Here is a 25,194-nt window from a genome sequence, read left to right as displayed (position 1 = left end):
TACTAGAGACAAATTGCGGCGGTGAACCAGAACTGGTTCACCGCCGCAATTTGCGTTCTGTTCCAACTGGCTAAGCGTTAGCCTTGCGTAGGCCGGTGGGGATCGGAGTCCCGGTCTGTGTCCGTCTCTGTCGTGGGGTCGGCCGGTGGTTGAGTTGGTCCGGTCGGCTGTTGGTAGCCCGGAGGTGGGTTCCAATAGGCGCCGGTGGGATGCGGTGCGCTTGGTGTTTGCTGTTGCGCGGGCGGGTAGTAGCCGTAAGGCGGATGAGTCAGCTGCTGCGGGGCCGGCCAGGGCACCAGATAGTGCGGTTGCGGTGGCAGGGGTGCTGGCCCGGCAGTCCGCTCAATCTTGAAACGTTTGGCCAGCTGCAACAAGATCAGGGTCGTCACACCGGTCAAGACCACCGAGGAAATCAGTGAACTAAGCGAAGAGCCTTCGGCATTCAAATCCATGAGCCCCACGCTCCCGAAGATGAAAAGCACCACGTTATTCACCGTGTGCAGTCCGATGGCTGCTTCCAAGCCTCCGGTGCGCCAAGTCAGATATCCGGCGGCAATCGCGAAAACAGCCACGTCCACTTGGCCGTAGAGATCGTAAAGGTGACCGATGACAAACAGCGGAACCGGGAGCAAAATCGCAAAGAGTGGGTGTTTAAGCCAACTGCCGATGATTTGCATGAGCATACCGCGGAAGAGGTATTCCTCGGCAGCGGCTTGGAACGGTACGAGTAACAACACCAACAGGATCATCAGCAGTGGCGAAGCTGGAATGCTCTCCGCGGGTACCTCGGTTGCCGCGATAACCCCGGTTTGTTCCAGCAAGACCAGCCCGCCGAAGTAAAGCGTGTAAAGGATCAACGCGGCCAACGTGGAGATACCCAGCCACTTCATCCGCAATTTGCCGGTCACCGACAGGAGTAACCCCACGGGTTTCGGTCCAAGCAACAGATAGCCGAAGAAGCACGCCGGAATGATGATGATCAACGAAAGCATCGTGATGATGAACTCCGTCGGATCTGCCATATTGATGTTCTCAACATCTTCAAATGAGCTCATGGAGTCCGGGTCTTCCCAGAGCGTGGGATTAAGCAAGACCACCACGAGCATGGCCACGACCACGCCAATGGTAAGAATCAGAAAGAACCCCAGCGAGGTGCTCCCCACCGCCAGCGGGCGCCACCAGCGATAATTCGGATCACGTCGCATCAGCCGGTGATAGGCATAGCGCGGTTCGGATTGAATCGCATCGGTTGCGGGCGGATGGTTCGCGGAGACCGGTAGTGACTGACTCATAGATCCATTCTCACCTCGAGCCTCGGGAATAAGTATGAACCTTAGGGAGGATATCGGGGGTCATCCGCAAGAGGGGTGCGTGGTGCTGGGCTACAGCTTCGGTCGCTAAACTGGAGCGGCAGCCTGAAGCTGCTCCCCGAGTATCAAGGAGTTGATGGGCAGATGGGTCATCATCACGATCATTCCCCGATCCTGCAGGATCCGAAACGTCGACGGCGGGCGTCGATCATCCTCTGGGCGCTCCTGGCACCGGTGGGAATTGTCGCGTTGGTGATGGTCATCGTGCTCTGGCCGCAGGGCAACTATGACCGTTTTGCCCTGAATAATCCCATGGCCACCGGCGAAGGGGTGAGTATGTCGACCGGTTCGGTCACCCGAACCGAGGTGGAGATCTGCCCGTCCAGTGAGGGGCTGGACGAATTTGGTGGCCAGGAGCTGGAATGCCCGGTGACTTATGTGATGCCAGCGCAGGGGGGAGCGGAGATCCAGTTGGAAGTCCCTCCGGAGACGCTCAGCTCGCGGGAGGTGAAGGCCGGGGATGTGGTGCGTTACCTCGATTTGTCACAGGTTTCCAGTGAAGGGGTGCCCTACGTCTTTGTAGACTTCGTGCGCACCACCCCGATGTTGCTGCTGGCGATTGCCTACGGGCTGGTAGTCGTGTTGGTGGCCGGGTGGCGAGGAGCTAGAGCGGTCGTGGGTCTGGTTGGTGGTGTGACGTTCATGATGGCTTTCATGATCCCCGCGCTCTTGGAGGGCCAGAACCCGATTCTCGTGGCGCTGGTAGGCTCCACCGTGATCATGTTCGGAGCCCTGTATTTTGCGCACGGACTCAATGCGAAGACATCCACGGCGCTGCTGGGCACGCTTTTCGGTTTGGGGGTGACCGCTTGGCTTGCGGTGTGGTTGACCGACGCGGCGGCGCTGACCGGGGCAACGGACGAACATGCGATGACCCTGTCTACGGTGGCCCCACAAGTTTCGTTGACCGGTTTGCTGATCTGTGGGTTGCTCATCGGTGGGATGGGCGTGCTCAACGACGTAACCATTACTCAGTCCGCCACGGTCTGGGAACTGGCCGAAGCTGCACCGCACGCTACCGCCCGGGACCTATTCTTCAAGGGGATGCGCATTGGACGTGACCACATCGCCTCCACGGTTTACACCATCGCCTTTGCCTATGCCGGTGCAGCGCTACCGATCCTTGCAATTGCCGCGCTCAGTGATCAGAGCTTCGGAAATACGCTAACCACCGGTTCGATGGCCGAGGAAGTCATCCGGATCCTCATCGGCTCCATTGGGCTAGTACTAGCGATCCCGGTGACCACACTGATTGCAGTGCTCGTGGTGAAGGCGACTGGCACCGGTGGAGCCCACGGAGTCCGCACGGCTCGCTCGGGACGGCGCGTGGCGCAGCCCACTGTTGCGAATCATTCTCATGACAATGTAGAATAGTTCTCAATAGCGACCCTTCCGAATGGAGCCCCGCCCTTGAAGTCCCGCAAGCTGGCATTGTCTGTGCTGACCGTCCCCCTGACCGCACTACTTCTCGCCGGATGCTCGCAAGGCAGCGCACAGGAAACGGAAGCCGAGCAAACACAACCAGCTGCAGGTCTGACGGTAGTGGCGACCACCAATGTCTACCGAGACATTGCCCAAAACATCGGCGGCGAACATATCGAAGCCACCGAAATCATCTCCTCACCAGCTCAGGATCCGCACTCCTATGAGCCCAGCGCTCGCGATAAGCTCACCGTCTCCAAAGCTGACGTGGTGCTGGCCAACGGTGGGGGGTACGACGACTTTATGACCCAGCTTGTTTCTTCGCTGTCCACGGACGCTGTGGTGCAAACCGTCTATGCCGTAGATTCCTCCCCGGTACCAGCCGAAACGGCCGAGCATGACACGGGTGAAGGGCATGAGCATGATCACGACCATGAGCATGCGGGTCCGGAACATGAAGGGCATCATCACGCCGGCTATAACGAACATATTTGGTTCGATCTGGAATCGATGAGCGCACTGGCCGGAACCTTGGCTCAGGAGTTCTCGGAGTTAGTCCCCGAACATGCCGCCGAGTTTGAAGCTAATGCCCAGAACTTTGAAGTTCAGGTCCAGCAGCTCAGCGAGCAATTGGAAGCAGCCGGGCTACAGGGGCAGAGCTTCGCAATGACCGAACCGGTGCCATATCACTTGCTCGTCGACGCCGGGATGGTGGATGCCACCCCCGCGGGGTTGAGTGCCGCGGTGGAAGCTGAAGCGGAAATTCCCCCACAGGATCTCAAGGCGTTGAACGACGCACTTCAAGCCGGCAGCATTGACCTATTGGCTTACAATATCCAGACCGAGGGCTCTGAGAGCGTCTCCATCCGCAGCACCGCCGAGGCCAACTCGGTGCCGGTCGTAGAGTTTGCCGAGACAATGGGTGCAGAGCAACAGTATTTGCAATGGATTGGTGAACAAATAAGCGCGCTGTCCAGTGCGCTGGGGGAATAACACCGAGTCAAATCCGTACACTGGAATCATGTCGTTGTTTTCCAGACAAGCCGCCTTGACCTTGAATCGTGTCCGGTCACTTGCTGCTGAACCCGGGGTGAAGCGGAAGATTGTTCAGGCGAACCGTGAACTAATTCGAGCCGATACCGTTTTGTTCTTCTCCGAACCGCCAACGCAGATCTACCAACTGCAGGTATGGTTAGCTCCCTTCGAACGTCTGGTCGAAGCCGGGCATCGGGTAGGGGTGGTGGTGATGAACGCGTTGACCGCTGATGCGCTGCTGCAGATGACGACACTGCCGATCTTCTTCTCCAGATCCATCGAGCAGGTAGAGCAGCGGCTCCGGACGGCGCAAACTCAGGCGATTTGCTACGTGAATAACGCCCAAGCAAACTTCACCATGCTGCGTTTCAACGGGCCGCGCCATATTCATCTGAACCACGGGGAGAGCGAAAAATCCTCGATGGTTTCCAACCAGCTCAAGGCCTATGACCAGGTTGCGGTCGCCGGGCCAGCCGCGGTGGAACGTATCGCCGCGACGATCAACGGTTTTGACCTGAATAAGTTGGAGCTCATTGGACGCCCCCAGCTTGATGCGGTGCGGCCGCGCGCTCGCACGGGTGTGGTGCGGGTGCTTTATGCCCCGACCTGGGAAGGCGATTCGCAGGCCATGGCCTATTCCTCGTTGCTGACGCAAGGTCAATCGATCTTGCAGCAGCTAGCAGCTGAGGCGCGCATTGAACTGCGTTTTCGTCCGCATCCGAAAACCGGGAGCACTAGCACGGCAATGGCCAAGCTGCTGGCAAACCTTCAACGCAGCTACGGGCAACACTTTGATTCGGTGGCCGATCCGGCACAGTCGCTGGCCGAAAGCGATGTGGTAATTTGCGATATTTCCGCCATGGCTTATGACGCGTTAGCGCTGAATGTGCCATTGCTGCTGCATGGAAGCGAACCCAGCGAATTGACCCGCAGGCTACCGCAGGCACAGCAGCTTCGCGACACCGAAAACCTGGGGCAACGGGTCCTGGAACTTGCCGAGCGCGGTAGCGCGGCGCAAGAGCCGCTGGCAGCTTACTTCTTCGCTACCACTACGCCTACGGAAGCCACTGCCCGCTTGGGGCAGCTGGTGCAAGGAAGTTCGGAATCACCAGGAAACTAAGCAGCCAGATCTTCTCGTGCATTCTGAAGCTTTAGACATAAAATAGTGGCATGCCCAAAATCGTTGACCATGAGCAACGCCGCCTCGAAATTATGGAGGCGACGTGGAAGTTTATTGCTCGCCATGGCTTCGAGAAACTGAACCTTCGCGATTTGGCGGCCTCCGCCGGCTACGCAAATGGGGCACTGAAACCCTATTTCCCGACGCGCAACTCAATCTTGATGGCGACCTTCAAATACGTTGTCGACTCGACCGAAGCTCGGATCGCACGTGGCACCGTTGGTCTGCAGGGACTCGCCGCCATCCGTGCCTTTGCTTATGAAGTGCTGCCGTTGGATGACGATCTGCGCGATGAGGCCTGCGTAGTCATCCACTTTTGGCATGTTGCCTTGGAAGATCCGCTGATGGCCCGGCAGCACGCTAGCGCCATGGATGAATGGCGTTCAAAGTTGGAGCTTTGGCTTGCCCAGATTCCCGGGATCGAACCATCCCGGATCATTCTGGCACGCGACGCCTTGATGAGCTACCTATTGGGGGCGCAAATCAGTGCCACCCTCGACCATGTTGGGCAAAGCCGCGCGGAGTTTCTGAGCCAGCTGGAATACCTGCTGGAATCCTTGCACTAGCAACTGACCGGTAGAAACCTCGACGAGAGACGCACTATCTGGCGCAACATGTTCATGGTCTGGATCATCGCGCTTGCCTCGCGGAGCATCATTAGTCCGGGCAGCATCCCCACGCGCCGGGCAGAAGCCGAAGCGGTGGCCAATGAGCTGGTACATGCTGCGCTGAGCGTGGACCGGCGCCCAGCCGGATCAGGGATGGAAGGTCCTCGGGTGTTTGAACACCAAGCAGCTCCGATTCTCCGGTCTGTTAAGCGTCTGAGGCTGGCTCACACCTTGACCTGCATCACGTTCCTAGGATACTTTGCCAGATCAGAGGTGGTCTGACGGTGATGTCACAGATTGCCCTGAGAACACCGTGTGCATCACGTACCGGTCCAGAAATTCACGGTCGAAAGTCCGAATAGCTATGCAACTAGGGAGCAGGATATGAGCGCGACGAGTACCCACGACGGCATCGTCTACGCCAACGCGAAGGAATTGTTAGCGGCTATCGAACCGGCCAGTGGCGGCCGGGAGATCTCGGATCCGGCCACCGGGGATATCGTGGGTCGCGTCGCTGAAGGGACCGTGGCCGACCTCGATGCCGCAGTAGAGCGTGCCAAGGCGGCGCAACCGGGTTGGGACGCTCTGGGCCATGCCGAGCGGCGGCGTCTGCTGAACGCGGCGGCCGATGCCATCGAGGCTAATGCCGAAGCTCTGGCCGAATTGCTTTCGCGGGAACAGGGTAAGCCGCTGAACGGACCCAACGCACGGTTTGAGGTGGGTGGAGCCGCGGCTTGGTTGCGGGCAGCAACCGCCTATGACGTGGATCCGGAGGTTGTGGTTGACGACGGGGAAACCTATGCGGTCAAACACTACCGGGCATTGGGCGTGGTAGGGGCCATCGGCCCATGGAACTGGCCGATGATGATTTCGATCTGGCAACTGGCACCCTCGCTGCGGATGGGTAATACCGTGGTGCTCAAGCCAAGCGAATACACCCCGCTGTCGGTGGTTGCCCTAGTTCACGTGCTGAATCAGGTGCTGCCCGCTGAGGTGCTCCACGTGATTCCTGGAGGCCGAGAGGTCGGCGAACGGGTAGCCGAGCATCCGCTGATCGACAAAATCATGTTTACCGGATCCACCTCAACTGGTAAAGCCATCATCCGGTCCTCGGCCGACACGGTGAAACGGCTGACCATGGAGCTGGGTGGCAATGACGCCGGGGTGGTGTTACCGGATGTTGACGCGAAGGCCATTGCGCAAGATCTCTTCTGGGGCGCGTTCATCAACACCGGGCAGACCTGCGCGGCACTTAAGCGGCTCTATGTTCCGGAAGAAATCTACGATGCGGTGGTCGAAGCCCTTATCGAGGTGGCGCAGCAGATGCCGATGGGGCCAGGGTTGGATGAAAAGAATGTGCTGGGGCCCTTGCAAAACCAAGCACAATATCGGATCGTCGCCGAGCTGGTGCAGGATGCGGTAGATTCCGGGGCCAAGGTACTGCTCGGCGCGAACCCGCAGTCCGATGCCGCAGGCTATTTCTACCCCACCACTTTGATTGGGGAGATTGACCCGAACAGTCGTTTGGTCATCGAGGAACAGTTCGGCCCGGCACTACCCATCATCAAGGTCAAGGATGTCGAAGAAGCGATCGCTCATGCTAACGCACTGGATGTGGGACTCGGTGCCTCGGTCTGGTCCAGCGATCGGGCCAAAGCCACCGAAGTCGCTGCGCGATTGCAGGCTGGCACCGTATGGATCAACTCTCACGGCACCATTGATCCACGGGTACCTTTTGGTGGTGCGAAGCAGTCTGGATATGGGCTGGAATTCGGTTTGGACGGGCTCAAGGCTGTAGCTCAACCGCAGATTATCAACGGCTAAGCGCAGCAACCAACCGGTGGTTGTGCGCCTGATATTGAAAGACTTGGCGCACACCCACCGGTGTTGCTCTGCCCCCCGTGACTAGCCATTGGGCTTCGGATTGTAGTGGTACCACACATCTTCGATAAAGGGCTCATAACCCGCTCGCAGGGTCACGATGCTATCGGTAAAACGGGTTCCGTCCGGTAGCTGCAAATCCACGGTGGCCCAGGAACCGTTCCACACCCCTACCGATAGCTCGGTGGGCTGATACTGCTGCTGAATATTATCGTGCAGGTTCTGTGCCGAGGTGGTGTAGGTAAAGTACGAGGCCAACAAAAACCCTAGCATCGCAGCCAGAATCGCCCAGCCAACGATCAGCTCGTTACGGATTGAGGCTCGGGTCTGATAGGTCTGGTATCCCTGACTGAGTTTGCTGAATTTACGCCGCCGAAATGCTCCGTGCATAAGCAACGGGACGCTAAATACCAGCAAGATGCCAGCAACGCCGAGGTAGATGAAAGCGGAAAAGAAATCTACCTCGGAAAATTTAGATGTGTCCATGGGTCTAATCTACTCAAGCCAGATCGGGTTGAGTAGGAGAAAGTTTAAGCTCGACGAGGCCAATTATTGGCCAAGAGGACGTTTCGCGGCGAATCACATCCGCGGAGCAAACCTAACCGTGAATAAAAAACGGCAAGGGGCCTTCGCGAACGGAAGGCCCCTTGCCCAGAGGTGAAACGGTCGAGCCTGGCTTATTGGGTGACGAAACTATCGGCCACGACCAGCGCCTGCTCCAAACGATCCAGCGCCTCGATGAGCACCGCATCTTCGATGTTTAGCGCCGGAACCACGTGCAAACGGTTGAAGTTCGCAAACGGTAGCAGGCCAGCGGCCTTGGCAGCCGCGATGACTTGGTTCATTTCTGGTGAACTGCCACCGTAAGCGGCCAGAGGTTCACGTGTGTTGCGATCCTTGACAAGTTCGATGGCCCAGAAGACACCGCTACCGCGTACATCGCCCACCGATGGGTGGTCGGCGGCGAACTGCCGTAGCCGTGGCCCAATGATCTCTTCACCCAGTCGCTTGGCGTTGGCCACCAGTGACTCCTCTTCCATCGCCTGGATCGTTGCCACCGCGGCGGCGCAGGCTAGGGGGTGTCCGGAGTAGGTGAGCCCGCCGGGGTATGCCCGTTCCCGGAAGGTTTCGAAGATTTCATCGTTGATTGCCACGCCGCCTAGCGGGACGTAACCGGAGTTCACTCCCTTGGCGAAGGTGAGCAAGTCCGGGGTGACATTCCAGTGGTTGACCGCGAACCATTCACCCGAACGGCCGAAGCCGGCCATGACTTCATCGGCGATATACACAATCCCGTACTTACGGGTCAGCTCGCGTACGCCTTGCAGGTATCCGGCCGGTGGCACATAGATGCCGGCGGTGCCCGGAATGGATTCCAGGATCAATGCGGCGATGGTGCTCGCCCCTTCAAGCACGATGGTGTCTTCCAAATGCTTGAGCGCACGCTCGGTTTCTTCGGCCTCGGTCGTCGAGTTGAAGTACGAACGGTACGGGTATGCAGGGAAGAAGTGCACGATGCCGTCGGTGGCCTTATCCGAGGCGAAACGGCGCGGATCCCCGGTGATATTCACGGCCATGTGCGTCCCACCGTGGTAGGAACGGTACGCGGAGAGCACCTTATGCTTGCCGGTGTGCAGCCGAGCCATGCGCACCGCGTGCTCCACGGCATCGGCCCCACCGTTGGTGAAGAAGATCCGGTTCAAATCCCCGGGGGTGCGCTCGGCTATCAACCGGGCGGCTTCCGAGCGAGCATCGTTGACATGCTGTGGGGCAATGGTGGCCAGCTTGCCAGCCTGCTCCTGGATCGCGGCGATCACCTTAGGGTGTTGGTGACCAACATTGGTGTTCACCAGCTGCCCGGACAGATCGATGAGCTTGCGGCCCTCGCCGTCCCACACATGCGAACCTTCGGCACGCAGAATGGTCATGGGGTCAAACGGCCCTTGGGCCTGCCAGGAGTGGAAGACATGCGCCCGGTCGAGGTCATAGGCACGCTTGCCCGCGGCGATCTCTTCGGCACTGATCTCCGAGATCATTTGCTCAGTCATGAATTTTTGTCCTTATCTCAATGAGCCGATGGCGAAGGTTAGTCGTTCTGTGGGAAGCCGAGGTTGATGCCACCGTGGCTTGGATCCAACCAGCGCTTGGTGACGACCTTGTTCCGGGTGAAGAACTTGAATCCTTCTGGACCGTAGGCGTGCTGATCACCGAAGAGCGAGGCCTTCCAGCCGCCGAAGGAGTGGTAGCCGACCGGCACCGGGATGGGCACGTTGACGCCGACCATGCCGACCTGGATTTCGTTTTCGAAGCGGCGGGCGGCACCCCCATCGTTGGTGAAAATCGCGGTGCCGTTGCCGTACTTGGAGGCGTTGATCAGATCGATACCTTCGTTGAAGGAATCAACGCGAACCACCGAGAGCACCGGACCGAAGATCTCATCGGTGTAGATCGACATATCGGTGGTGACATTATCAAACATCGTGGGGTGCAGGAAGAAGCCTTCACCGTCGGCATCTAGGGTGCCTTCGCGGCCATCCAGAGCCAGGGTGGCCCCCGAAGCGATGCCAGCGTCGATGTACCCGGCGACCTTATCGCGGTGTTCGCCGGTGATCAGGGGGCCCATATCGCATCCGCGGGTACCATCGCCTACACGCAGTTTCGAGGCTCGTTCGGCAATCTTCGCAACCAGTTCATCGGCGATGTTTTCCAGCGCCACCACCACTGAGATGGCCATGCAGCGTTCTCCGGCGGCACCGAAACCGGCGTTCACCGCCATGTCGGCTGCCAGGTCCAAGTCAGCATCGGGAAGTACCAGCATGTGGTTCTTCGCTCCACCGAAAGCCTGCACCCGTTTGCCGTTGGCGGTGCCGGTGGAGTAGACGTACTGCGCGATCGGGGTGGAACCCACGAAGGAGACCGAGGCGATCCGCTCGTCGTTCAACAGGGTATCGACGGCTTCCTTATCGCCGTGCACCACGTTGAGCACGCCCTCGGGCAGGCCAGCTTCGGCGAAGAGGGCTGCCAGCCAGTTTGCGGCGGTGGGATCCTTTTCCGAAGGCTTGAGTACCACGGCGTTACCCGCCGCGATGGCTACCGGGAAGAACCACAGTGGCACCATGGCGGGGAAGTTGAAGGGGGAGATGATGGCGGCTACGCCCACTGGCTGGCGCTGCGACTGGACATCCACACCGGTGGAAGCGTTCTCCGAGTATTCACCCTTCAGCAGGTAGGGCGCGTTGCAAGCCAGTTCGACGACTTCCATGCCGCGGGCTACCTCACCCAGTGCATCATCCAGCACCTTGCCATGCTCCGCGGTGATAATTGCGGCCAGCTCGCCCTTGCGCTCGGCGAGCAACTGTCGGAAGTTGAACATGATCGCGGTGCGTCGGGTGAGCGAGGTGTCGCGCCACTTCGGGAAGGCTGCGGCGGCTGCGGCAATGGCAGCCTCGGTGGTGCTCTTCGAAGCAAGTGCGACCTCGCGGGTCACCTCGCCGGTGGCGGGGTTGTAGACCTTGCCGGTCCGGGTGTCCTCGGTGGAGCTGAAATCGGCGTTATTCACCCAGTGCTGCAGAGTTTCGGTCAACGTGGTGGTCATCGGAATGGTCCTTTCATTCAGGCAGGTTTGTGCTCTTGGAACCATCATGGGTCATAAACATGACCAACCACACAGGCAATGTGTCATGATCTAGTAGTTAAGATTTACGTGTTGTAAAGGTGTGGCATGGCTGAGCTGACAATGGGGCATGTGCTGGAGCTAGCGGAGGTGCAGGCCGCAGATCCGGTGCTGCTCAGTGGCCGGCCACTGCTCGATGCGCCGGTGCGTTGGGTGCACGTCACCGAGTCCAGTGAGAACGCAGAACTCTTGGAGGGGCGCGAGCTGGTGCTGAGCACGCTGCGCAATGTTAATCCCACGGTGCCTGACCTGCGCCAGTTCCTGGACCGTTTGCAGCTGGCCGGCGCTGCCGGGGTGCTGATTGAACAGTTTGCTGATGCCTCACCGCATACTGCGGCACTGTTTAGCGAGGCCTGTGCGGGGCTGGAACTACCGGTGGTCTGGTTGCGTCGTCAGGTGCGTTTCGTGCAGATCACCGAGGTGATCCACAAATTGTTGGTGGCCCAGCAGCTACGCGCGGTGGAATTCTCCCGGCATGTGCACGAAATTTTCACCGAGCTCTCGCTCAGTGAAGCCGATGAACATCGCATCGTGGAAAAAACTGCGCAACTTTTGAACGCTCCGGTAGTGCTGGAGGATGTGCGGCACCGCGTGTTGGCGCATGCCGGAGCCGGTCAGGGAGCCGAATCCGTGCTCGAACATTGGATTAGCCGATCACGGTTCGTGGGCTATGCCGAAGCCACTGGGCGCGGGCACGGTGCTGAAGACTGGTTGCAGACGCCCGTGGGCGCGGTGAAGAACCGGTGGGGCCGGCTGGTGGTTCCGGCTCGGCTGGAGGATGAATCCAGTGCGGCGCTGGTATTGGAACGGGCCGGACAGACCCTGACCATCGCCCGACTCTCCGGCCGTGATCAGCGTGAGCTGCTGTATCAGGCACGGACCTCGCTGTTACACGAATTACTGCAGCAACACTCGTTGTCCGAGAAGGAAGTGCAGGTGCGTGCCGAGGCCTTAGGGCTGGATACTGCCGGGCACTATGTGCCGGTGGCCATCGAGCTGATGCTGCCGGCCGGTCAGAGCCCAACCAGCATGCAGTTGCGCGAACGTGAAGTGTTGGAAGTGGTGGACCAGGTCGCCGAAGCGATGCGTTTGGGAGTCCTCTCCGGATCATTACGCGCCGGTGTGTTAGCAGCGATTCTGCCCTTGGCCGCCCGGGAATTGGCCGACGGTATCCTGCAACGTTTCGCCCGACAGCTGGGGGAAAATCTGGGCCGCCCGGTGGCGGTGGGTGTGGGCAATACGGCCTCGCTGATTGCTCAGTGCGCGAAGAATCTGGAGGAAGCAGCGCAGGTGGCAGAGATTGTGCCGAACTTACCCACTCGCATCCGGCCGTACTATCGTTTCGCTGATTTGCGGTTGCGCGGAGTTCTCTCCGCCATGGGTACCGACGGGCGAATGCGCGGTTTCGCACATACCGAGCTCGCGGGGTTATTGAACCCTGTAGACCGTGACGGACTAGAACTGCTGGAACTCTACCTGCAGCATGGGGGAAATAAATCTGCGCTGGCTAAAGCCGGGTACCTTTCACGCCCCACGCTCTATGCCCGGCTCAGCAAACTCGAACAGAAGCTCGGTTTCGCGCTGGACAGCGCCGAGTCACGCGCCAGTTTGCAGGTCGCGTTGCTGTGGTATCGGTTGCACGGCTAGTTGGCGGGTGGGCGGTTACTGTCCGTAGGGCCAGCGTAAATCTTCCTGAGGGCTATCTGACCACTCGGCGATCCACGGGCCGGTCCCTTCGGACACATCGCGCACGCCGTCTTCCAGCCAACTGAACTGGCCCTCCAGCAGCTGCGTGGCCACCTTCTCAGAGCTTTGAGTGGTGGGATCCCAGAGTCGCTCAAAATGTTCCTCGCAGCGTGCGGTGGCCTGTTCGCAGAAGGCCTCGGCTAAGACCAAAGCGGAGGCGTGCTCCGGGGCCGCCGTACTTTCCAGGGCGTGAGTCTTGGTGATCACCGCGGACATGGCAAAGAGCTCGGCACCAATGTCCACCAGGCGCCCGAGAAACACCTGTTGGCGTTCCATAGCCGCTTGCCAGCGGGCCATCCCGGCAAAGGTTTGCCGGGCGATGCGTCGTGAGGCACGCTCCACATAACGCAGGTGTTTAGCCAGTGGGCCATGCCCGGCATAAGCGTTGGGCAGATTCCCCGTACCCAGCGCCAGCTGCGGCAACCATTTGGCATAGAAACCAGACGCGCCCAGCGCGGCTTTGGCTTTTTGTTCTAAACTGGCATCCGCTTTGGCTAGATCTCCTGCGGCTTTCAGATGTGCATCCACCGCCTCACGGGCGATGAGTAGGTGCATGATCTCCGTGGATCCTTCGAAAATCCGGTTAATGCGCAGATCTCGGACCAGTTGCTCTACCGGGACGGCGCGCTCGCCGCGCGCGGCTTGGGATTCGGCGGTTTCGTAGCCGCGGCCGCCGCGGATTTGGAGGAGCTCATCGGCGATCTGGCAGGCGACCTCGGAACTGTAAAGTTTGGCTAAAGCAGCCTCGAGGCGCACATCCTTCATCCCTGCATCGGCCAGTGAAGCGCTGAGTTCAAAAACCGCTTCTAAGGCGTAGGTGCTGGCGGCGATGTAGGACAATTTGGCGGCGATGGCCTGATGTTTGCCGACCGGGTGACCCCATTGCACGCGTGCAGCGGACCATTCACGGGCGATCTTCGTCGCCCATTTGCCAGCTCCGGCGCACATTGCCGGGATCGACAAGCGCCCGGTGTTCAGGGTGCTCAACGCAATTTTTAGGCCGCTACCCTCCTTGCCGAGCCGGTCCGCAACCGGAACCTTAACCGAGCGAAAACGGGTCACCCCGTTCTCAATGCCGCGCAACCCCATGAAACTGTTGCGGTTCTCCACGGTGATGCCCGGGCTGTCGGCCTCAACGATGAACGCGGTAATTCCACCCTTGGATTCGGGCGTATCGCCTCGGGCCGGGTGTGGTTCGACGGCGGCCATCACCACCAGCAGTTCGGCGACCACCCCGTTGGTGGTCCACAACTTGGCTCCCTCGATCACGTAGTGCGTTCCATCGGCGCTGAGTTCGGCGGTGGTCCCCAGCCGCGCCGGATCGGAGCCCACATCGTTTTCGGTCAAAAGGAAAGCGCTGATCGCTCCGGCGGCGCAGCGGGGCAAGTACTTTTGTTTTTGCGCAGGCGTGCCGAAACTCTTCACCGGTTCGGGCACCCCGATGGATTGGTGAGCTGAGAGAAGGGCTCCGATCGCCGGGCTGAGCGAACCGATGCGTTGCAGGGCACGACCATAATCCAGCAAACTAAGTTCGAGACCGCCGTATTGGCGGGGGATTTTCATGCCGAAGGCGCCGATTTCGCGTAGCGCGCTGATCACCTCATCGGGCACCCGGGCTTCGGCTTCGATGATCCGCGGGTCGATCTCATCGATGACGGTCTGCAACCGGTCCAAGAACTGTGCGCCGCGCGCGGCAGCCTGCGGCTCTGGTTGTGGGAAAGGATCGATGAGTGTGAAATCTACCTCGCCCATGTACAAACCTTTGGCGAAACTGGGACGCTGCCAGTCTTGCTCCCGGGATTCTTCGGCGACTTCGCGAGCGCGGGCCGCATCGACGTGGGCGGCCGAGTTTCCGGCAGGTTGGTTCATGGCAGATCCTTTGCACCAGTGCAGCACTGCCGGTGAACAGCAGAGATGCCGTACCGAATTGGGTGCACCCAGCCTAGCGCCGAACCAGCCGATCCGGTAGGGGGAACACAGACTCGGTGCGGCTACCCACCGCTGAGCTGTGCCGGAGCAACCCCGCGGCCCGGGCGGGCCCACCTGTTCGGGGGACCCGCCGGGCGCGATGTTGCGTGGCGGCTAGAGCTTTGCCATCGCCTGGCCGAGCACTGCGCGCAGGATCGATTCGATCTCATCGAACTCGTTCTGGCCAATGGTGACTGGTGGCGCCAGCTGAATCACCGGGTCTCCGCGATCATCGGCTCGGCAATAAAGCCCGGCTTCCCAGAGGGCAGGGGAGAGATATTGGCGCAGCAACCGTTCGGATTCCTCGTCGTTAAAGGTCTCCTTGGTGGTTTTGTCCTTCACTAGTTCGATGCCGTAGAAGTAGCCGGCACCGCGCACATCGCCCACGATGTCCAAGTCTTTGAGTTTCTCCAAGGTGCTTTTGAACTTGTCGGCGTTGTTTATCACGTTCTCATTCAGGCCCTCGCGTTCAAAGATGTCCAGATTGGCCATGGCCACCGCGGCAGCTACCGGATGCCCACCGAAGGTGTACCCGTGGTAGAAGGTATTCTGCTCCTTGGTGAAGGGTTCGAACAGCCGGTCGGAGACCACCATGGCGCCCAGCGGCACATAACCGCTGGTGATGGCCTTGGCGGTGGTGATGATATCGGGGACATAGCCAAAGTCATTGCAGGCGAACATCGAACCGATCCGACCGAAGGCGCAGATCGTCTCATCGGAGACCAGCAAGACATCGTACTCGTCGCAGATTTCGCGGACGCGTTCGAAATAGCCCGGTGGGGGTGGGAAACAGCCACCAGAATTTTGGACCGGCTCTAAGAAGACCGCGGCCACCGAATCCGCTCCTTCGAATTCGATGGCTTCGCGGATGCGTTCGGCGGCCCACAACCCGAAGTCCTTCTCGTTATCGGCGAACATTTCCGGGGCCCGGTAGAAGTTGGTATTGGGCACCCGGAAGGTGCCAGGCACCAGCGGTTCGAAGGGGGTTTTCATATCCGGTAGTGAGGTGATCGCTAAGGCACCCTGGGGGGTGCCATGGTAGGCCAAGGCGCGCGAAATCACCTTGGTTTTGCCTGGCTTACCTTTCATCTTGAAATGTTGTTTGGCCAGTTTGAAGGCTGATTCAACTGCTTCGCCGCCACCGGTGGTGAAGAACACCCGGTTCAGGTCTCCCGGGGCATAGCTGGCCAGTCGTTCGGCCAAGTCGATTGCTGGTTCGTGGGCATAAGACCAGAGCGGCATGAAGGCTAACTTTTCGGCCTGTTTGGCCATCACCTCGGCCAGTTCGCTGCGCCCGTGTCCGACGTTGACCACGAATAATCCGGCCAGCCCATCAATGTACTTTTTGCCCTGGTCATCGTAAATATGGTGGCCTTCGCCGCGGGCGATGATCGGAACCTTTCCGCCGGCAATCAGCCCGGAATGGCGGGCCATGTGCATCCATAGGTGATCGCGGGCGGCTTGTTGGCGGTCGGTGCCGCGTGGAGTTGTGCTCATCGTGTTCCCCAGTTGTATTCCTGTTTTTTCAGTGAAAGATACATATAGGTGGTGGTGCTTTGAACACCTTCGATAGCGCGGATTTCGCTGACAACGCGAAGCAGGTCCGCATCGTTGGCGCAGACTACTTCGGCCAAGATATCGCTGGGACCGGCGGTAATCACGCAGTAATCGACCTCGGGTAGTGCCGCGACGCGCTCTGCGGTGTCGTTGATGTGTTCATTGCTAACGATCACGATCATCGCTTGGCGGGTGAAGCCCAGTTGCAGCGGATCTGTCACGGCAACAATTTGCATGGTCCGGTTATCTACCAGTTTTTGCACGCGTTGACGTACCGCCGCCTCGCTCAGTCCCACCGCCTTGCCGATCGCGGCATAGGATCGACGGCCGTCTTCTTGGAGTTGTTCGATGATCTGTTTGGAGATCTCATCGATTCCTTGAGCCGAGCCACCGTTGTGCGCAATCGTCATTTCTCATCGACCTCCCGGTCAGCAGGCAGACGTTCTACCCCGCCCACAAGGGGCAGGCAGAGCCTACGAATGACCATACATCCACGGAAACAGTTGCGGAAGTAGTGGTTCGAAAAAGATTTCGTTGAATTTTACAGAACGATGCCCCGATTTCTTCGGTGCAACTCTTGTTTCATGCCGGATTTACTGGAATGATGAGCGCAACCATCACTTTGTGGTCTAGCTCACATTCTTCATTATTGAACTTTGCTAGCAAAGGAAACCTCATGTCTCACTCGCAAAAAAGACCACCCGAAGATCCACAGATTCGCGCCTTAGCGCGCATGCTCGCCTCCCGACAAATGTCACGCCGCTCGGTGTTGGGCGCTGCTGGTGCCCTGGGGCTCACCGGGTTGCTGGCCGCATGCGGAACCGGAGGAACCGGTGGGGGTGGGGCAACTTCCGCGGCACCGGTGGATGTCACCGATCTGTCGGACACCGAAAAGGTCGTCAATTGGGCCAACTGGACGCTATACCTGGACTATGACGATGCGACCAAGAACTATCCAACTTTGGAACAGTTCAGAGCCCAAAGCGGGATCAGCGTGAACTACTCCGAAGACATTGATGGCAATGACACCTATTACGGCAAGGTACAAGCTCAGCTGGCCGCCGGACAGGACATCGGCCAAGACATCATCACGTTGACTGACTGGATGGCCGGGCGCATGATCCGCCAAGGGTTCACCCAAGAACTGGACCATACCAATATTCCCAACCTGTCTAATCTGCTGCCCAACCTGCAGGATGTGGACTTCGATGCCGGGCGACAGCATTCGCTGACCTGGCAGTCGGGTTATGCCGGGATCGCCTGGAATAAGTCACGCTTCCCGAAGGGGCTGAAGTCGGTAGCCGATCTGTGGCAGCCGGATCTGAAGGGGCGGATCACGGTACTCGATGAAATGCGCGACACCATGGGGTTGTTGCTTCTCGAAGCCGGGGTGGATCTGTCCGGGCAATGGGGCGAAACCGAGTTCGCGGCCGCACTGGATGTGCTGCGGGAGAACATTTCCAATGGGCAGATCCGTCAGGTGAAGGGCAACTCCTATAAGGAGGACTTCATTTCTGGGGACGCCATCGCCGGGATCGTCTGGTCAGGGGACATTGTGCAGATGAACTTTGAGAATGATGACCAGTGGGAGTTCGTGATCCCCGAAGGTGGTGGCACCCTATGGAGCGATAACATGATGGTCCCGGTCGCTGCACCGCATAAGACCAACGCCGAGAAGCTCATGAACTTCTACTATGAGCCAGAAGTCGCCGCCCAGGTCGCGGCCTACGTCAACTTCATTTCGCCGGTAGTCGGTGCCCGTGAAGCGATGGAAGCCATTGACCCGGAACTCATGGACAACCCGTTGATCTTCCCCACCGATGAAGATCTGCAGCACGTCTTCGCGTTCCGTTCCCTAGAGCCCGAGGAAGAAACCTCCTTCACCTCCGAATTCCAGCAAGCGATCGGTGCCTAACGCGCCCACCTCGCCACCGGGGATTCTTCTTGGTTGCTGGCAACTGCGACCTGCCAGCAACCAGCTCCACATATTGTGCAGAACCAGCTTCCACGCCGTTATTGAGGTAGAGGTCAGATGGACACAGAAACTCAAAATGCAGTAACTCCGGCCCACCCGAGATCCGAGGGCGCGAACCTGACCCTGCGCAACATTTCCAAACGCTTTGCCGAATTCATAGCTGTGGACCAGTTGAATTTGGAAGTTCCTTCCGGAAAATTCTTCGCACTGCTAGGTCCCTCGGGATGCGGAAAATCCACGACCTTGCGCATGATCGCAGGTTTGGAAGCGCCCAGCGAAGGCAGTATTTCCATTGCCGGGCAGGATGTCACCGAGCTACCCAGCTATAAACGACCGGTGAATACGGTATTTCAGTCCTACGCGTTGTTCCCCCACATGACCGTGCTGGAAAACGTGGCCTACGGGCTGAAACGTCAGAAAGACCGCGAAGCTACCCCTAAGGCCAAGGCCGCCCTGCAGATGGTTGAACTGGGCCACTTAGCCAGCCGCAAACCAGTCCAACTCTCCGGCGGTCAGCAGCAACGTGTCGCGTTGGCCCGTGCCCTCGTGAATCGCCCGCAGGTGCTCTTGCTCGATGAGCCGCTAGGCGCGCTGGATATGAAACTCCGCCGGCAAATGCAACTGGAGTTGAAAACCATCCAGACCGAGGTGGGGCTGACCTTCATCCATGTCACCCACGATCAGGAAGAGGCCATGACCATGGCCGATGAAGTGGCGGTGATGAATGAGGGCCGGATCGAACAAATGGGGCCGCCGCGGGAGCTCTATGAGCTGCCACGTACCGCTTTTGTGGCTAACTTTTTGGGCAAATCTAACCTGATGCGCGGCATGGTCAGTCAGGCCAGTGGCCTAATGTTGAGTGTGGATGTCGCGGGGAACCGGATTCTCCTACCCGCTTCACGGGCTGTGGAAACAAGCGGAGAAATCGTGGTGGGAGTGCGTCCGGAAAAACTGCAGATCACCGCGGTGGAGGAGAGCAATCCGGAACTGAACAAGCTCAACGGAATCGTCAAGGACGCCTCATTCACCGGGACCACCACCGAATACCTGATCGAGGTGCCGGGAATCGGTACGCTGGGAACCTTTTCGCAAAACCGCGGACAACAACCTGGCGAGGTCGGCCAACGTGTCTACCTGTCATGGGACCCGGTCCACACCTTTGGTCTACCCGGCAGCGATCGTGAAACCGATGGGGTCCAACAGCTATGAGCGGGCAGCTGAAAACCAGACGTGGCCAGCGCGCCGATTTGCGTAGCCGCGACGAGATTCGGGCCGTACGTCGCAAGGGACGCACCGGCCTCTATTTGGTGCTCCCCGGGATGATCGTACTGGCGCTGTTCTTCGCGTTACCGGTGCTTGTCCTGTTGGCGATGTCCCTTTACACCAAGCCACCGGGTGCCGAGATCGGCGAGTTCGTTCCGGCTTTGCAATTGAGCAACTACGCGGTGGTGCTGGAAACCTATTGGTCGGTGTTGCTGCGGTCCTTCGGATTCGCGCTCATCGCCACCGTGCTGGCCCTGCTGATCGGTTATCCGATGGCCTATCTGGTGGCCGTTCGACTACGCCAACAAGGACTCCTCAAGGGGATCTTGCTGGTTTTACTGATCGCCCCGTTCTTCTCCAGTTTCATCCTGCGAACCCAAGCCTGGAAACAGATACTGGCCGATGAAGGGATTATCGCTCAGAGCCTGAAAGCGATCTCGCTGCTTCCCCCAGACGGACATCTGACCGCGACCCCATTGGCCGTGGTCGCCGGCCTGACCTATAACTTTCTGCCTTTTATGGTGCTACCGATCTACGCGAACCTGGACCGGCTGGACACTCGACTGCTGGAAGCCTCCGGGGACCTCTATGCCAGCCCGGTGACAACCTTTCGGAAAGTGACCCTGCCGCTGTCCGCCCCGGGGGTGTTTGCCGGAACCCTGCTGACCTTTATCCCGGCCGCCGGTGACTACATCAACGCGGCCTTGCTTGGCAATAACCGCAATACCACCATGATCGGTCAAGTGATCGACTCACGGTTCTTCCGCGTCATCGACTACCCTGGCGCCGCGGCACTGAGTTTCGTACTGATGATATCGATTCTGATTCTGGTGATCATCTATATCCGGCGCTTTGGCACCAAAGAACTGTTCTAGGAGGTCCTGATGCGACGCAAACTTGGACGCTGGATCATCCCCATCCTCGGCGGGCTGGCCTTTGTGTACCTTTTAGTGCCAATCGCCTACATCTTCGTTTTCTCCTTTAACGATGCCGGGCGCACCAACTTGCAGTGGCGCGGCTTTACCTGGGCTAACTGGCAGAACCCCTGCGGAGCGCCCGCGGTCTGTGAATCGTTAGCCAACTCCCTGCAGATCGGGTTGCTGGCCACGGTGGTGGCCACGGCTCTGGGAACCTGCGTGGCCCTCGGCCTGGTGCGCTATAAATTTCGGTTTCGCGACGCCAGCGACATTTTGATCATCCTTCCCCTCGCGACCCCCGAAGTGGTGTTGGGGGCCGCGTTGCTCGCACAGTTCCTCAATCTCGGTTGGGAATTGGGCTTCACCACCATCGTGATCTCACACGTGGTGTTCTGTATGGCCTTCGTCATCGTCACCGTGCGCGCCCGCGTCTCTTCACTGGACCCGCGGCTAGAAGAAGCAGCCTCGGATCTATACGCGAACCCGCGCACCACCTTTTGGACTGTGACTTTCCCGCTGCTGCTCCCGGGCATCATCGCCGCGGCCATGCTCAGCTTCGCCATGAGCTTCGACGATTTCATCATCACCAACTTCAACTCCGGCAACGTCCAAACCTTCCCGAAGTTCATTTACGTGGCAGCCACCCGCGGTATTCCGGCCCAAGCCAATGTCATCGGATCAGCTATGTTCCTGCTCGCCCTGCTGGTGGTGATCACCTCACAGGTGTTGGCCTACCGCAGACGCAAAGCGCTGGCGAAGTCCGCTTAGCGCTCGCCGCGCCGACCGGTTCATCAGGTCGAGTGGATAGCCCAAATAAACCCATCTTCTTGAAATACTCCTTCGGTCCCGGCCTGAACGTCTAGACTGTACTGTTGGAAGTCACCTTGTGGGTGGATCGGAACACTAGTGGATGAGGAATCTAGCAATGGACGACGAGCGGGCCTGGCTGAACGACAAGGAACGCGAAGCATGGCTTGGGCTGCATAGCCTGTGCACCTTATTGCCAGGGGTACTCGACACCGACCTGCAAGCGTTGCAGGGGATCACCTTGTTTGACTATCACATGCTGGCCATGCTCTCCGAGGCTCCGGAACGCAACTTGAGTATGACCGAACTGGCTGCTCGCACGAGTGCTTCGCTTTCGCGCTTGTCGCATGTGGTGAAGAAGCTTGAAGCCCGCGGCTGGGTGGTGCGCCTGCAGTCCAAGGACGATGCTCGTGTGAAGATCGCCTCATTAACTACCAAGGGGTGGGACGTGTTGGTGCAAATGGCGCCACACCACGTGGCCACCGTGCGCGCGTTGGTCTTCGATTCCCTAGATGACAAGGACGTTCAGGACTTGACGAGGATTACTCGAAAAATTGTTGGGCAGCTGGACGAGGATCACTGGATCCTCGATCCGGCCTAAGTCGATTTGGTTTGCCGGAGATTAACTGGCTATCATAAGTAGGCGTTAATCGTGCGCGTCGTGATGCCCCGGCTTCGGTGGCAACAGGTGTGCGCGTAGCCCGTAATACCGAATATCGCGATCGCCCGAGTACGGGGAAAATGCTCGACAGATCTCGAAGTTCACCGTCTTACATACTTCAAGGCGCTTCGGTTGGTTCTCACCCAGCCTGGTTACCTTCATAGTGTGCAGTATTAACGGTGTTTCACTGGTTGGCGGGACTCACTAACGCATCAGTGATGTGGGATTAGTCCTGCATTACGCGCGAGTACCGTCAAATTTTACTACTACTAACTGAGGAGTGATCATGGCAGCTGTATGCCAGGTGACCGGTGCAGTTCCGAACTTCGGACACAGCATCTCCCACTCGCACCGTCGCACTAAGCGTCGGTTCGACCCAAACGTGCAGAAGAAGACCTACTACGTGCCTTCCCTGCGCCGCAAGGTAACCCTGAACGTGTCCGTCAAGGGCATGAAGCTGATCGACGTGCGCGGTATCGACGCAGTCATCACCGACCTGCTTGCGAAGGGTGTGAAGCTCTAAAATGGCAAAGAAGGATAAGGACGTTCGTCCGATCATCAAGCTGAAGTCGACCGCCGGTACCGGATTCACCTACGTGACCCGCAAGAACCGTCGTAACAACCCAGACCGTATGGTGCTGAAGAAGTACGACCCAGTTGTCCGTAAGCACGTTGAATTCCGAGAGGAGCGCTAAGACATGGCCAAGAAGTCCAAGATCGCAAAGAACGAACAGCGCAAGGTCATCGTCGAGCGTTACGCTGAGAAGCGCCTCGAACTGAAGAAGACCCTAGTTGACCCGAACGCAACCGACGAAGCCCGCGAGGCTGCACGCGTTGGTCTGCAGAAGCTGCCACGTGACGCTTCCCCAGTTCGCGTCCGCAACCGCGACTCGATCGATGGTCGTCCACGCGGTACCTTCCAGAAGTTCGGTATCTCCCGTGTTCGCTTCCGCGACATGGCTCACCGTGGTGAGCTGCCGGGCATTACTAAGTCTTCCTGGTAAGCACCAAAGCTTCGGGGTCTAACCCCACACGCGAACACCGTGATCACTTCCCTTGGGGGAAGTGATCACGGTGTTCGTTTTTTGCCTGAAAAACTGCGCCAGCCACGGAAAGCGGGTTAATCTCGGGCCCGTCGCCACCAGCGTCGTTTCGGTGCCGGGGCAGCGGAAGCGTTGGTTTGGTCTTCGGCCGGTTGGCGTTGCCGGCGTAACTGCCACTGTGCGACTTCGTGGTCAACATCCCGTAAGTCGGTGACTACTGGTGGCCCTCCTTGAAGTTGCCGACGTGCCTCGATGACTCGCTGATTGAAGTCCTGCAGGTGTTCGCGTACCTGTTGCTGATCGCCGAAGCGATCCAAGGTTTCGTCTAGATGCTGATCCTCCACCCGCAACAGCAATGCCGGCGGGCCCAACCCACTAATCTGCTCCCGCCGCATCATTCCCTTGACCCACCAGTCCGGATCATTGGTGCCGGTCAGGTGGTCAATCTTCTGCCCAGCGAGAGCAAGATTATCGAATTCCCCGCGCGCGAATGCATCATCGAGGGCGCTATTTGCCACTTCCCACGCCTCATCTTCGGCATACATCTGCAAGGGGGTACGAGGCTTCTCGTTTCCTAGGTTGCGCCCTGTTTTCTCGGCATACTCGTCCACCGGCAAGGGATCCTCTGCCGAGCGTTCCATCCGGTACCGTGCGGCGTTCAAGGCCGCATCTCGCTCGGGATATTTGGACTCGGAATTCATCTCACTATCGTGTCACCTTCGGTTGTTCGCAGGCAACACCCGGTGCTTCAAGCCGAGGATGTGCAAACCCTGCGTAGTAGCGTGGGAGGCATGAAAAGCGCTGTACGCTACGGATCATTGCTCCAACTCGGCCACGGTGATGCCTTGCCTTCGGTGCATGAGAATCGTTCACGCTGGAATGGTTGGGGTGCGGGACAGCGTGCTCTGGTCACCGGAGCCAATGCAGGGTTGGGGTATTTCACTAGTTTGGCCTTGGCAGCCAGTGGCGCGGAAGTCATCATGGCCTGCCGTGACCAGCAACGTGCCCAACGTGCCCGGCAGAGTATCGAGCAACGCGTGCCCGGAGCCAAGCTATCTATCCTGCCGCTGGATACCAGCCGCTATGATTCCGTGGATGCACTGGCAACCCAGCTAGCGGAGGCGGAGTTAGATATTCTCATTGCGAACGCGGGAATCATCCACACCCCTCGGCAACGCCAAGAAGATTCCTCGGGAGCTGAGCTGGTGATGTCCACCAACTATCTGGGTCATGCGCGGTTGGTGGGAAAACTTGCCGCACAGTTCCAACAACGAGCACTGCGGCTAATCACTGTGGGTTCAATGGCCACCCATATCCTTCCAGCGAACCCGCAGAACATGCAGCTACACCACGGGTACAGTTCTTATCGCGCCTACGCCCAATCAAAAGCTGCCTTGCAATCCTTTGGTTTGGGGCTCGATCACCGGCTCAAGCTACTGTCCTGGCCCGCCCGGTCCATCACGGTGCATCCGGGGTATTCACTTTCCGGCTTGAGCGTGACGATCCCGGGGGTCAATGAGCCAGATTTTGCTAAACGATTCATCGGACGCTTGCAATCGGGCTTTGCCCAAGGCAAGCATCAAGGCGCGGTACCCATTGTTGAAGCCGCACTGAACCCCGGTCTTGATCGCACTGACCATGGTGTGTACATCGGCCCCCGCGGGATCAGCAAGGGGCCAGCTTGGTTGGTGAAACCAGCGAATCTGACCCGACGGAAGAGGTTACTTGACCCGGTCTGGCAGATGTTTATCGAGGCTAACGATGGACGGGATCCCTTCCAACTTTGAGCGCACCCAAGGTACATGATCCGATCATTTGCCTGCGTTCAGACTAACGAGGCGGACGATCTGCGAGGTCCGAGCAGACGCAACGAAGTGTCCTAAAACACATCACGGTGCTCCATTTACCTCAATCAAAGCTCCGCTGAGCGTGAAATTTCTCCGATCCGCAAAAAAATCCCTAGATTTCCGGTGATTTTGGGCGTTTTGCCCTGATTCATTTGATAAGTTCAGTTTTTAGAAGTCCGCGCGACCGTGCGGCGTCCAAGGCTTAAACGGGCCAAGGAAAACTAGTCCAGGAGGACCATAC

Annotated in this window: 23 protein-coding genes; 15 read left to right on the top strand and 8 right to left on the bottom strand. The window is 58.7% G+C overall.

The features are described from left to right. Nucleotides 1-77: 77 nt before the first annotated feature. Entirely contained in the window at nt 78-1,292 is a 1,215-nt protein-coding gene (locus ACQQZ8_RS12300; RefSeq protein ID WP_431710088.1) for a CPBP family glutamic-type intramembrane protease, read from the bottom strand. Between the two features lie 162 nt (nt 1,293-1,454). Here ACQQZ8_RS12300 and ACQQZ8_RS12295 point away from each other — a divergent pair, with 162 nt between their 5' ends. The 5 genes from ACQQZ8_RS12295 (at nt 1,455) to ACQQZ8_RS12275 (ending at nt 7,439) form a co-directional block, all read left to right on the top strand. Further along, nucleotides 1,455-2,744 carry a YibE/F family protein gene (locus ACQQZ8_RS12295; RefSeq protein ID WP_431710087.1) on the top strand — a complete coding sequence of 430 codons (1,290 nt, stop codon included), beginning with the start codon at nt 1,455-1,457 and terminating at the stop codon, nt 2,742-2,744. A gap of 36 nt (nt 2,745-2,780) precedes the next feature. Then, on the top strand, nt 2,781-3,785 hold the full coding sequence (locus ACQQZ8_RS12290; protein ID WP_431710086.1) for a metal ABC transporter solute-binding protein, Zn/Mn family: 1,005 nt from the start codon (nt 2,781-2,783) through the stop codon (nt 3,783-3,785). Between the two features lie 28 nt (nt 3,786-3,813). Next, complete coding sequence (locus tag ACQQZ8_RS12285) at nt 3,814-4,947, top strand: CDP-glycerol glycerophosphotransferase family protein (RefSeq protein WP_431710085.1); 1,134 nt, start codon at nt 3,814-3,816, stop codon at nt 4,945-4,947. A gap of 50 nt (nt 4,948-4,997) precedes the next feature. Continuing rightward, the gene (locus ACQQZ8_RS12280; RefSeq protein WP_431710084.1) at nt 4,998-5,573 is read left to right on the top strand and encodes a TetR/AcrR family transcriptional regulator; all 576 of its coding nucleotides are present in this window, start codon (nt 4,998-5,000) and stop codon (nt 5,571-5,573) included. A 426-nt stretch (nt 5,574-5,999) separates the two neighbouring features. After that, nucleotides 6,000-7,439, top strand: coding sequence for an aldehyde dehydrogenase family protein (locus ACQQZ8_RS12275; RefSeq protein ID WP_431710083.1), 1,440 nt, complete (start codon nt 6,000-6,002; stop codon nt 7,437-7,439). Between the two features lie 81 nt (nt 7,440-7,520). Here ACQQZ8_RS12275 and ACQQZ8_RS12270 read toward each other — a convergent pair whose 3' ends face one another. The 3 genes from ACQQZ8_RS12270 to ACQQZ8_RS12260 form a co-directional block, all read right to left on the bottom strand. Continuing rightward, nucleotides 7,521-7,982 (bottom strand): hypothetical protein, encoded by a 462-nt coding sequence (locus tag ACQQZ8_RS12270; protein ID WP_431710082.1) that lies wholly within the window; start codon nt 7,980-7,982, stop codon nt 7,521-7,523. 191 nt (nt 7,983-8,173) lie between these two features. Further along, a complete protein-coding gene (locus tag ACQQZ8_RS12265) occupies nt 8,174-9,544 on the bottom strand; it encodes an aspartate aminotransferase family protein (RefSeq protein ID WP_431710081.1) in 1,371 nt (456 codons plus the stop codon). Between the two features lie 38 nt (nt 9,545-9,582). Beyond that, nucleotides 9,583-11,091 carry a CoA-acylating methylmalonate-semialdehyde dehydrogenase gene (locus ACQQZ8_RS12260; RefSeq protein WP_431710080.1) on the bottom strand — a complete coding sequence of 503 codons (1,509 nt, stop codon included), beginning with the start codon at nt 11,089-11,091 and terminating at the stop codon, nt 9,583-9,585. Between the two features lie 126 nt (nt 11,092-11,217). Between ACQQZ8_RS12260 and ACQQZ8_RS12255 the strand changes: the two genes are divergently transcribed. Beyond that, on the top strand, nt 11,218-12,816 hold the full coding sequence (locus ACQQZ8_RS12255) for a PucR family transcriptional regulator (RefSeq protein ID WP_431710079.1): 1,599 nt from the start codon (nt 11,218-11,220) through the stop codon (nt 12,814-12,816). Nucleotides 12,817-12,831: 15 nt separating this feature from the next. Here the strand turns inward: ACQQZ8_RS12255 and ACQQZ8_RS12250 are convergent, their stop codons facing one another. From ACQQZ8_RS12250 to ACQQZ8_RS12240, 3 genes are all read right to left on the bottom strand, one after another. Next, nucleotides 12,832-14,784: an acyl-CoA dehydrogenase family protein gene (locus ACQQZ8_RS12250; protein ID WP_431710078.1), complete on the bottom strand. Its 1,953-nt coding sequence runs from the start codon at nt 14,782-14,784 to the stop codon at nt 12,832-12,834. A 213-nt stretch (nt 14,785-14,997) separates the two neighbouring features. Then, nucleotides 14,998-16,380, bottom strand: coding sequence for an aspartate aminotransferase family protein (locus ACQQZ8_RS12245; RefSeq protein WP_431710077.1), 1,383 nt, complete (start codon nt 16,378-16,380; stop codon nt 14,998-15,000). After that, nucleotides 16,377-16,850 (bottom strand): Lrp/AsnC family transcriptional regulator, encoded by a 474-nt coding sequence (locus ACQQZ8_RS12240; protein WP_431710076.1) that lies wholly within the window; start codon nt 16,848-16,850, stop codon nt 16,377-16,379. The genes ACQQZ8_RS12245 and ACQQZ8_RS12240 overlap by 4 nt, the downstream gene beginning before the upstream one ends. Nucleotides 16,851-17,116: 266 nt before the next feature. Here ACQQZ8_RS12240 and ACQQZ8_RS12235 point away from each other — a divergent pair, with 266 nt between their 5' ends. From ACQQZ8_RS12235 to rpsN, 8 genes are all read left to right on the top strand, one after another. Further along, a complete protein-coding gene (locus tag ACQQZ8_RS12235) occupies nt 17,117-18,355 on the top strand; it encodes an ABC transporter substrate-binding protein (protein WP_431710075.1) in 1,239 nt (412 codons plus the stop codon). Nucleotides 18,356-18,472: 117 nt separating this feature from the next. After that, nucleotides 18,473-19,624: an ABC transporter ATP-binding protein gene (locus ACQQZ8_RS12230; protein ID WP_431710074.1), complete on the top strand. Its 1,152-nt coding sequence runs from the start codon at nt 18,473-18,475 to the stop codon at nt 19,622-19,624. Beyond that, complete coding sequence (locus ACQQZ8_RS12225) at nt 19,621-20,553, top strand: ABC transporter permease (RefSeq protein WP_431710073.1); 933 nt, start codon at nt 19,621-19,623, stop codon at nt 20,551-20,553. Before ACQQZ8_RS12230 ends, ACQQZ8_RS12225 begins: the two co-directional genes overlap by 4 nt. 9 nt (nt 20,554-20,562) lie before the next feature. Beyond that, nucleotides 20,563-21,363 (top strand): ABC transporter permease, encoded by an 801-nt coding sequence (locus ACQQZ8_RS12220; RefSeq protein ID WP_431710072.1) that lies wholly within the window; start codon nt 20,563-20,565, stop codon nt 21,361-21,363. Between the two features lie 157 nt (nt 21,364-21,520). Further along, complete coding sequence (locus ACQQZ8_RS12215) at nt 21,521-22,003, top strand: MarR family winged helix-turn-helix transcriptional regulator (RefSeq protein WP_431710071.1); 483 nt, start codon at nt 21,521-21,523, stop codon at nt 22,001-22,003. A gap of 346 nt (nt 22,004-22,349) precedes the next feature. Then, on the top strand, nt 22,350-22,586 hold the full coding sequence (rpmB, locus tag ACQQZ8_RS12210) for a 50S ribosomal protein L28 (protein WP_431710070.1): 237 nt from the start codon (nt 22,350-22,352) through the stop codon (nt 22,584-22,586). Nucleotide 22,587: 1 nt separating this feature from the next. Beyond that, nucleotides 22,588-22,758, top strand: a complete 171-nt coding sequence (rpmG, locus tag ACQQZ8_RS12205; protein ID WP_054821834.1) for a 50S ribosomal protein L33 — start codon at nt 22,588-22,590, stop codon at nt 22,756-22,758. Nucleotides 22,759-22,761: 3 nt separating this feature from the next. Further along, nucleotides 22,762-23,067 carry a 30S ribosomal protein S14 gene (gene rpsN / locus ACQQZ8_RS12200; RefSeq protein ID WP_431710069.1) on the top strand — a complete coding sequence of 102 codons (306 nt, stop codon included), beginning with the start codon at nt 22,762-22,764 and terminating at the stop codon, nt 23,065-23,067. Between the two features lie 116 nt (nt 23,068-23,183). Here rpsN and ACQQZ8_RS12195 read toward each other — a convergent pair whose 3' ends face one another. Continuing rightward, nucleotides 23,184-23,807 carry a DUF1992 domain-containing protein gene (locus tag ACQQZ8_RS12195; protein WP_431710068.1) on the bottom strand — a complete coding sequence of 208 codons (624 nt, stop codon included), beginning with the start codon at nt 23,805-23,807 and terminating at the stop codon, nt 23,184-23,186. A 90-nt stretch (nt 23,808-23,897) separates the two neighbouring features. On the opposite strand from ACQQZ8_RS12195, the gene ACQQZ8_RS12190 reads away from it, so the two are divergent. After that, nucleotides 23,898-24,893: an SDR family NAD(P)-dependent oxidoreductase gene (locus ACQQZ8_RS12190; RefSeq protein WP_431710067.1), complete on the top strand. Its 996-nt coding sequence runs from the start codon at nt 23,898-23,900 to the stop codon at nt 24,891-24,893. The last annotated feature ends 301 nt before the right edge of the window (nt 24,894-25,194 follow it).

This window comes from Glutamicibacter uratoxydans, from assembly GCF_050753455.1.
Taxonomy (GTDB): Bacteria; Actinomycetota; Actinomycetes; order Actinomycetales; family Micrococcaceae; genus Glutamicibacter; species Glutamicibacter uratoxydans_A.
Note: the sequence above shows the minus strand (reverse complement) of the source record. Positions and strands in the feature narration are given on the sequence as shown.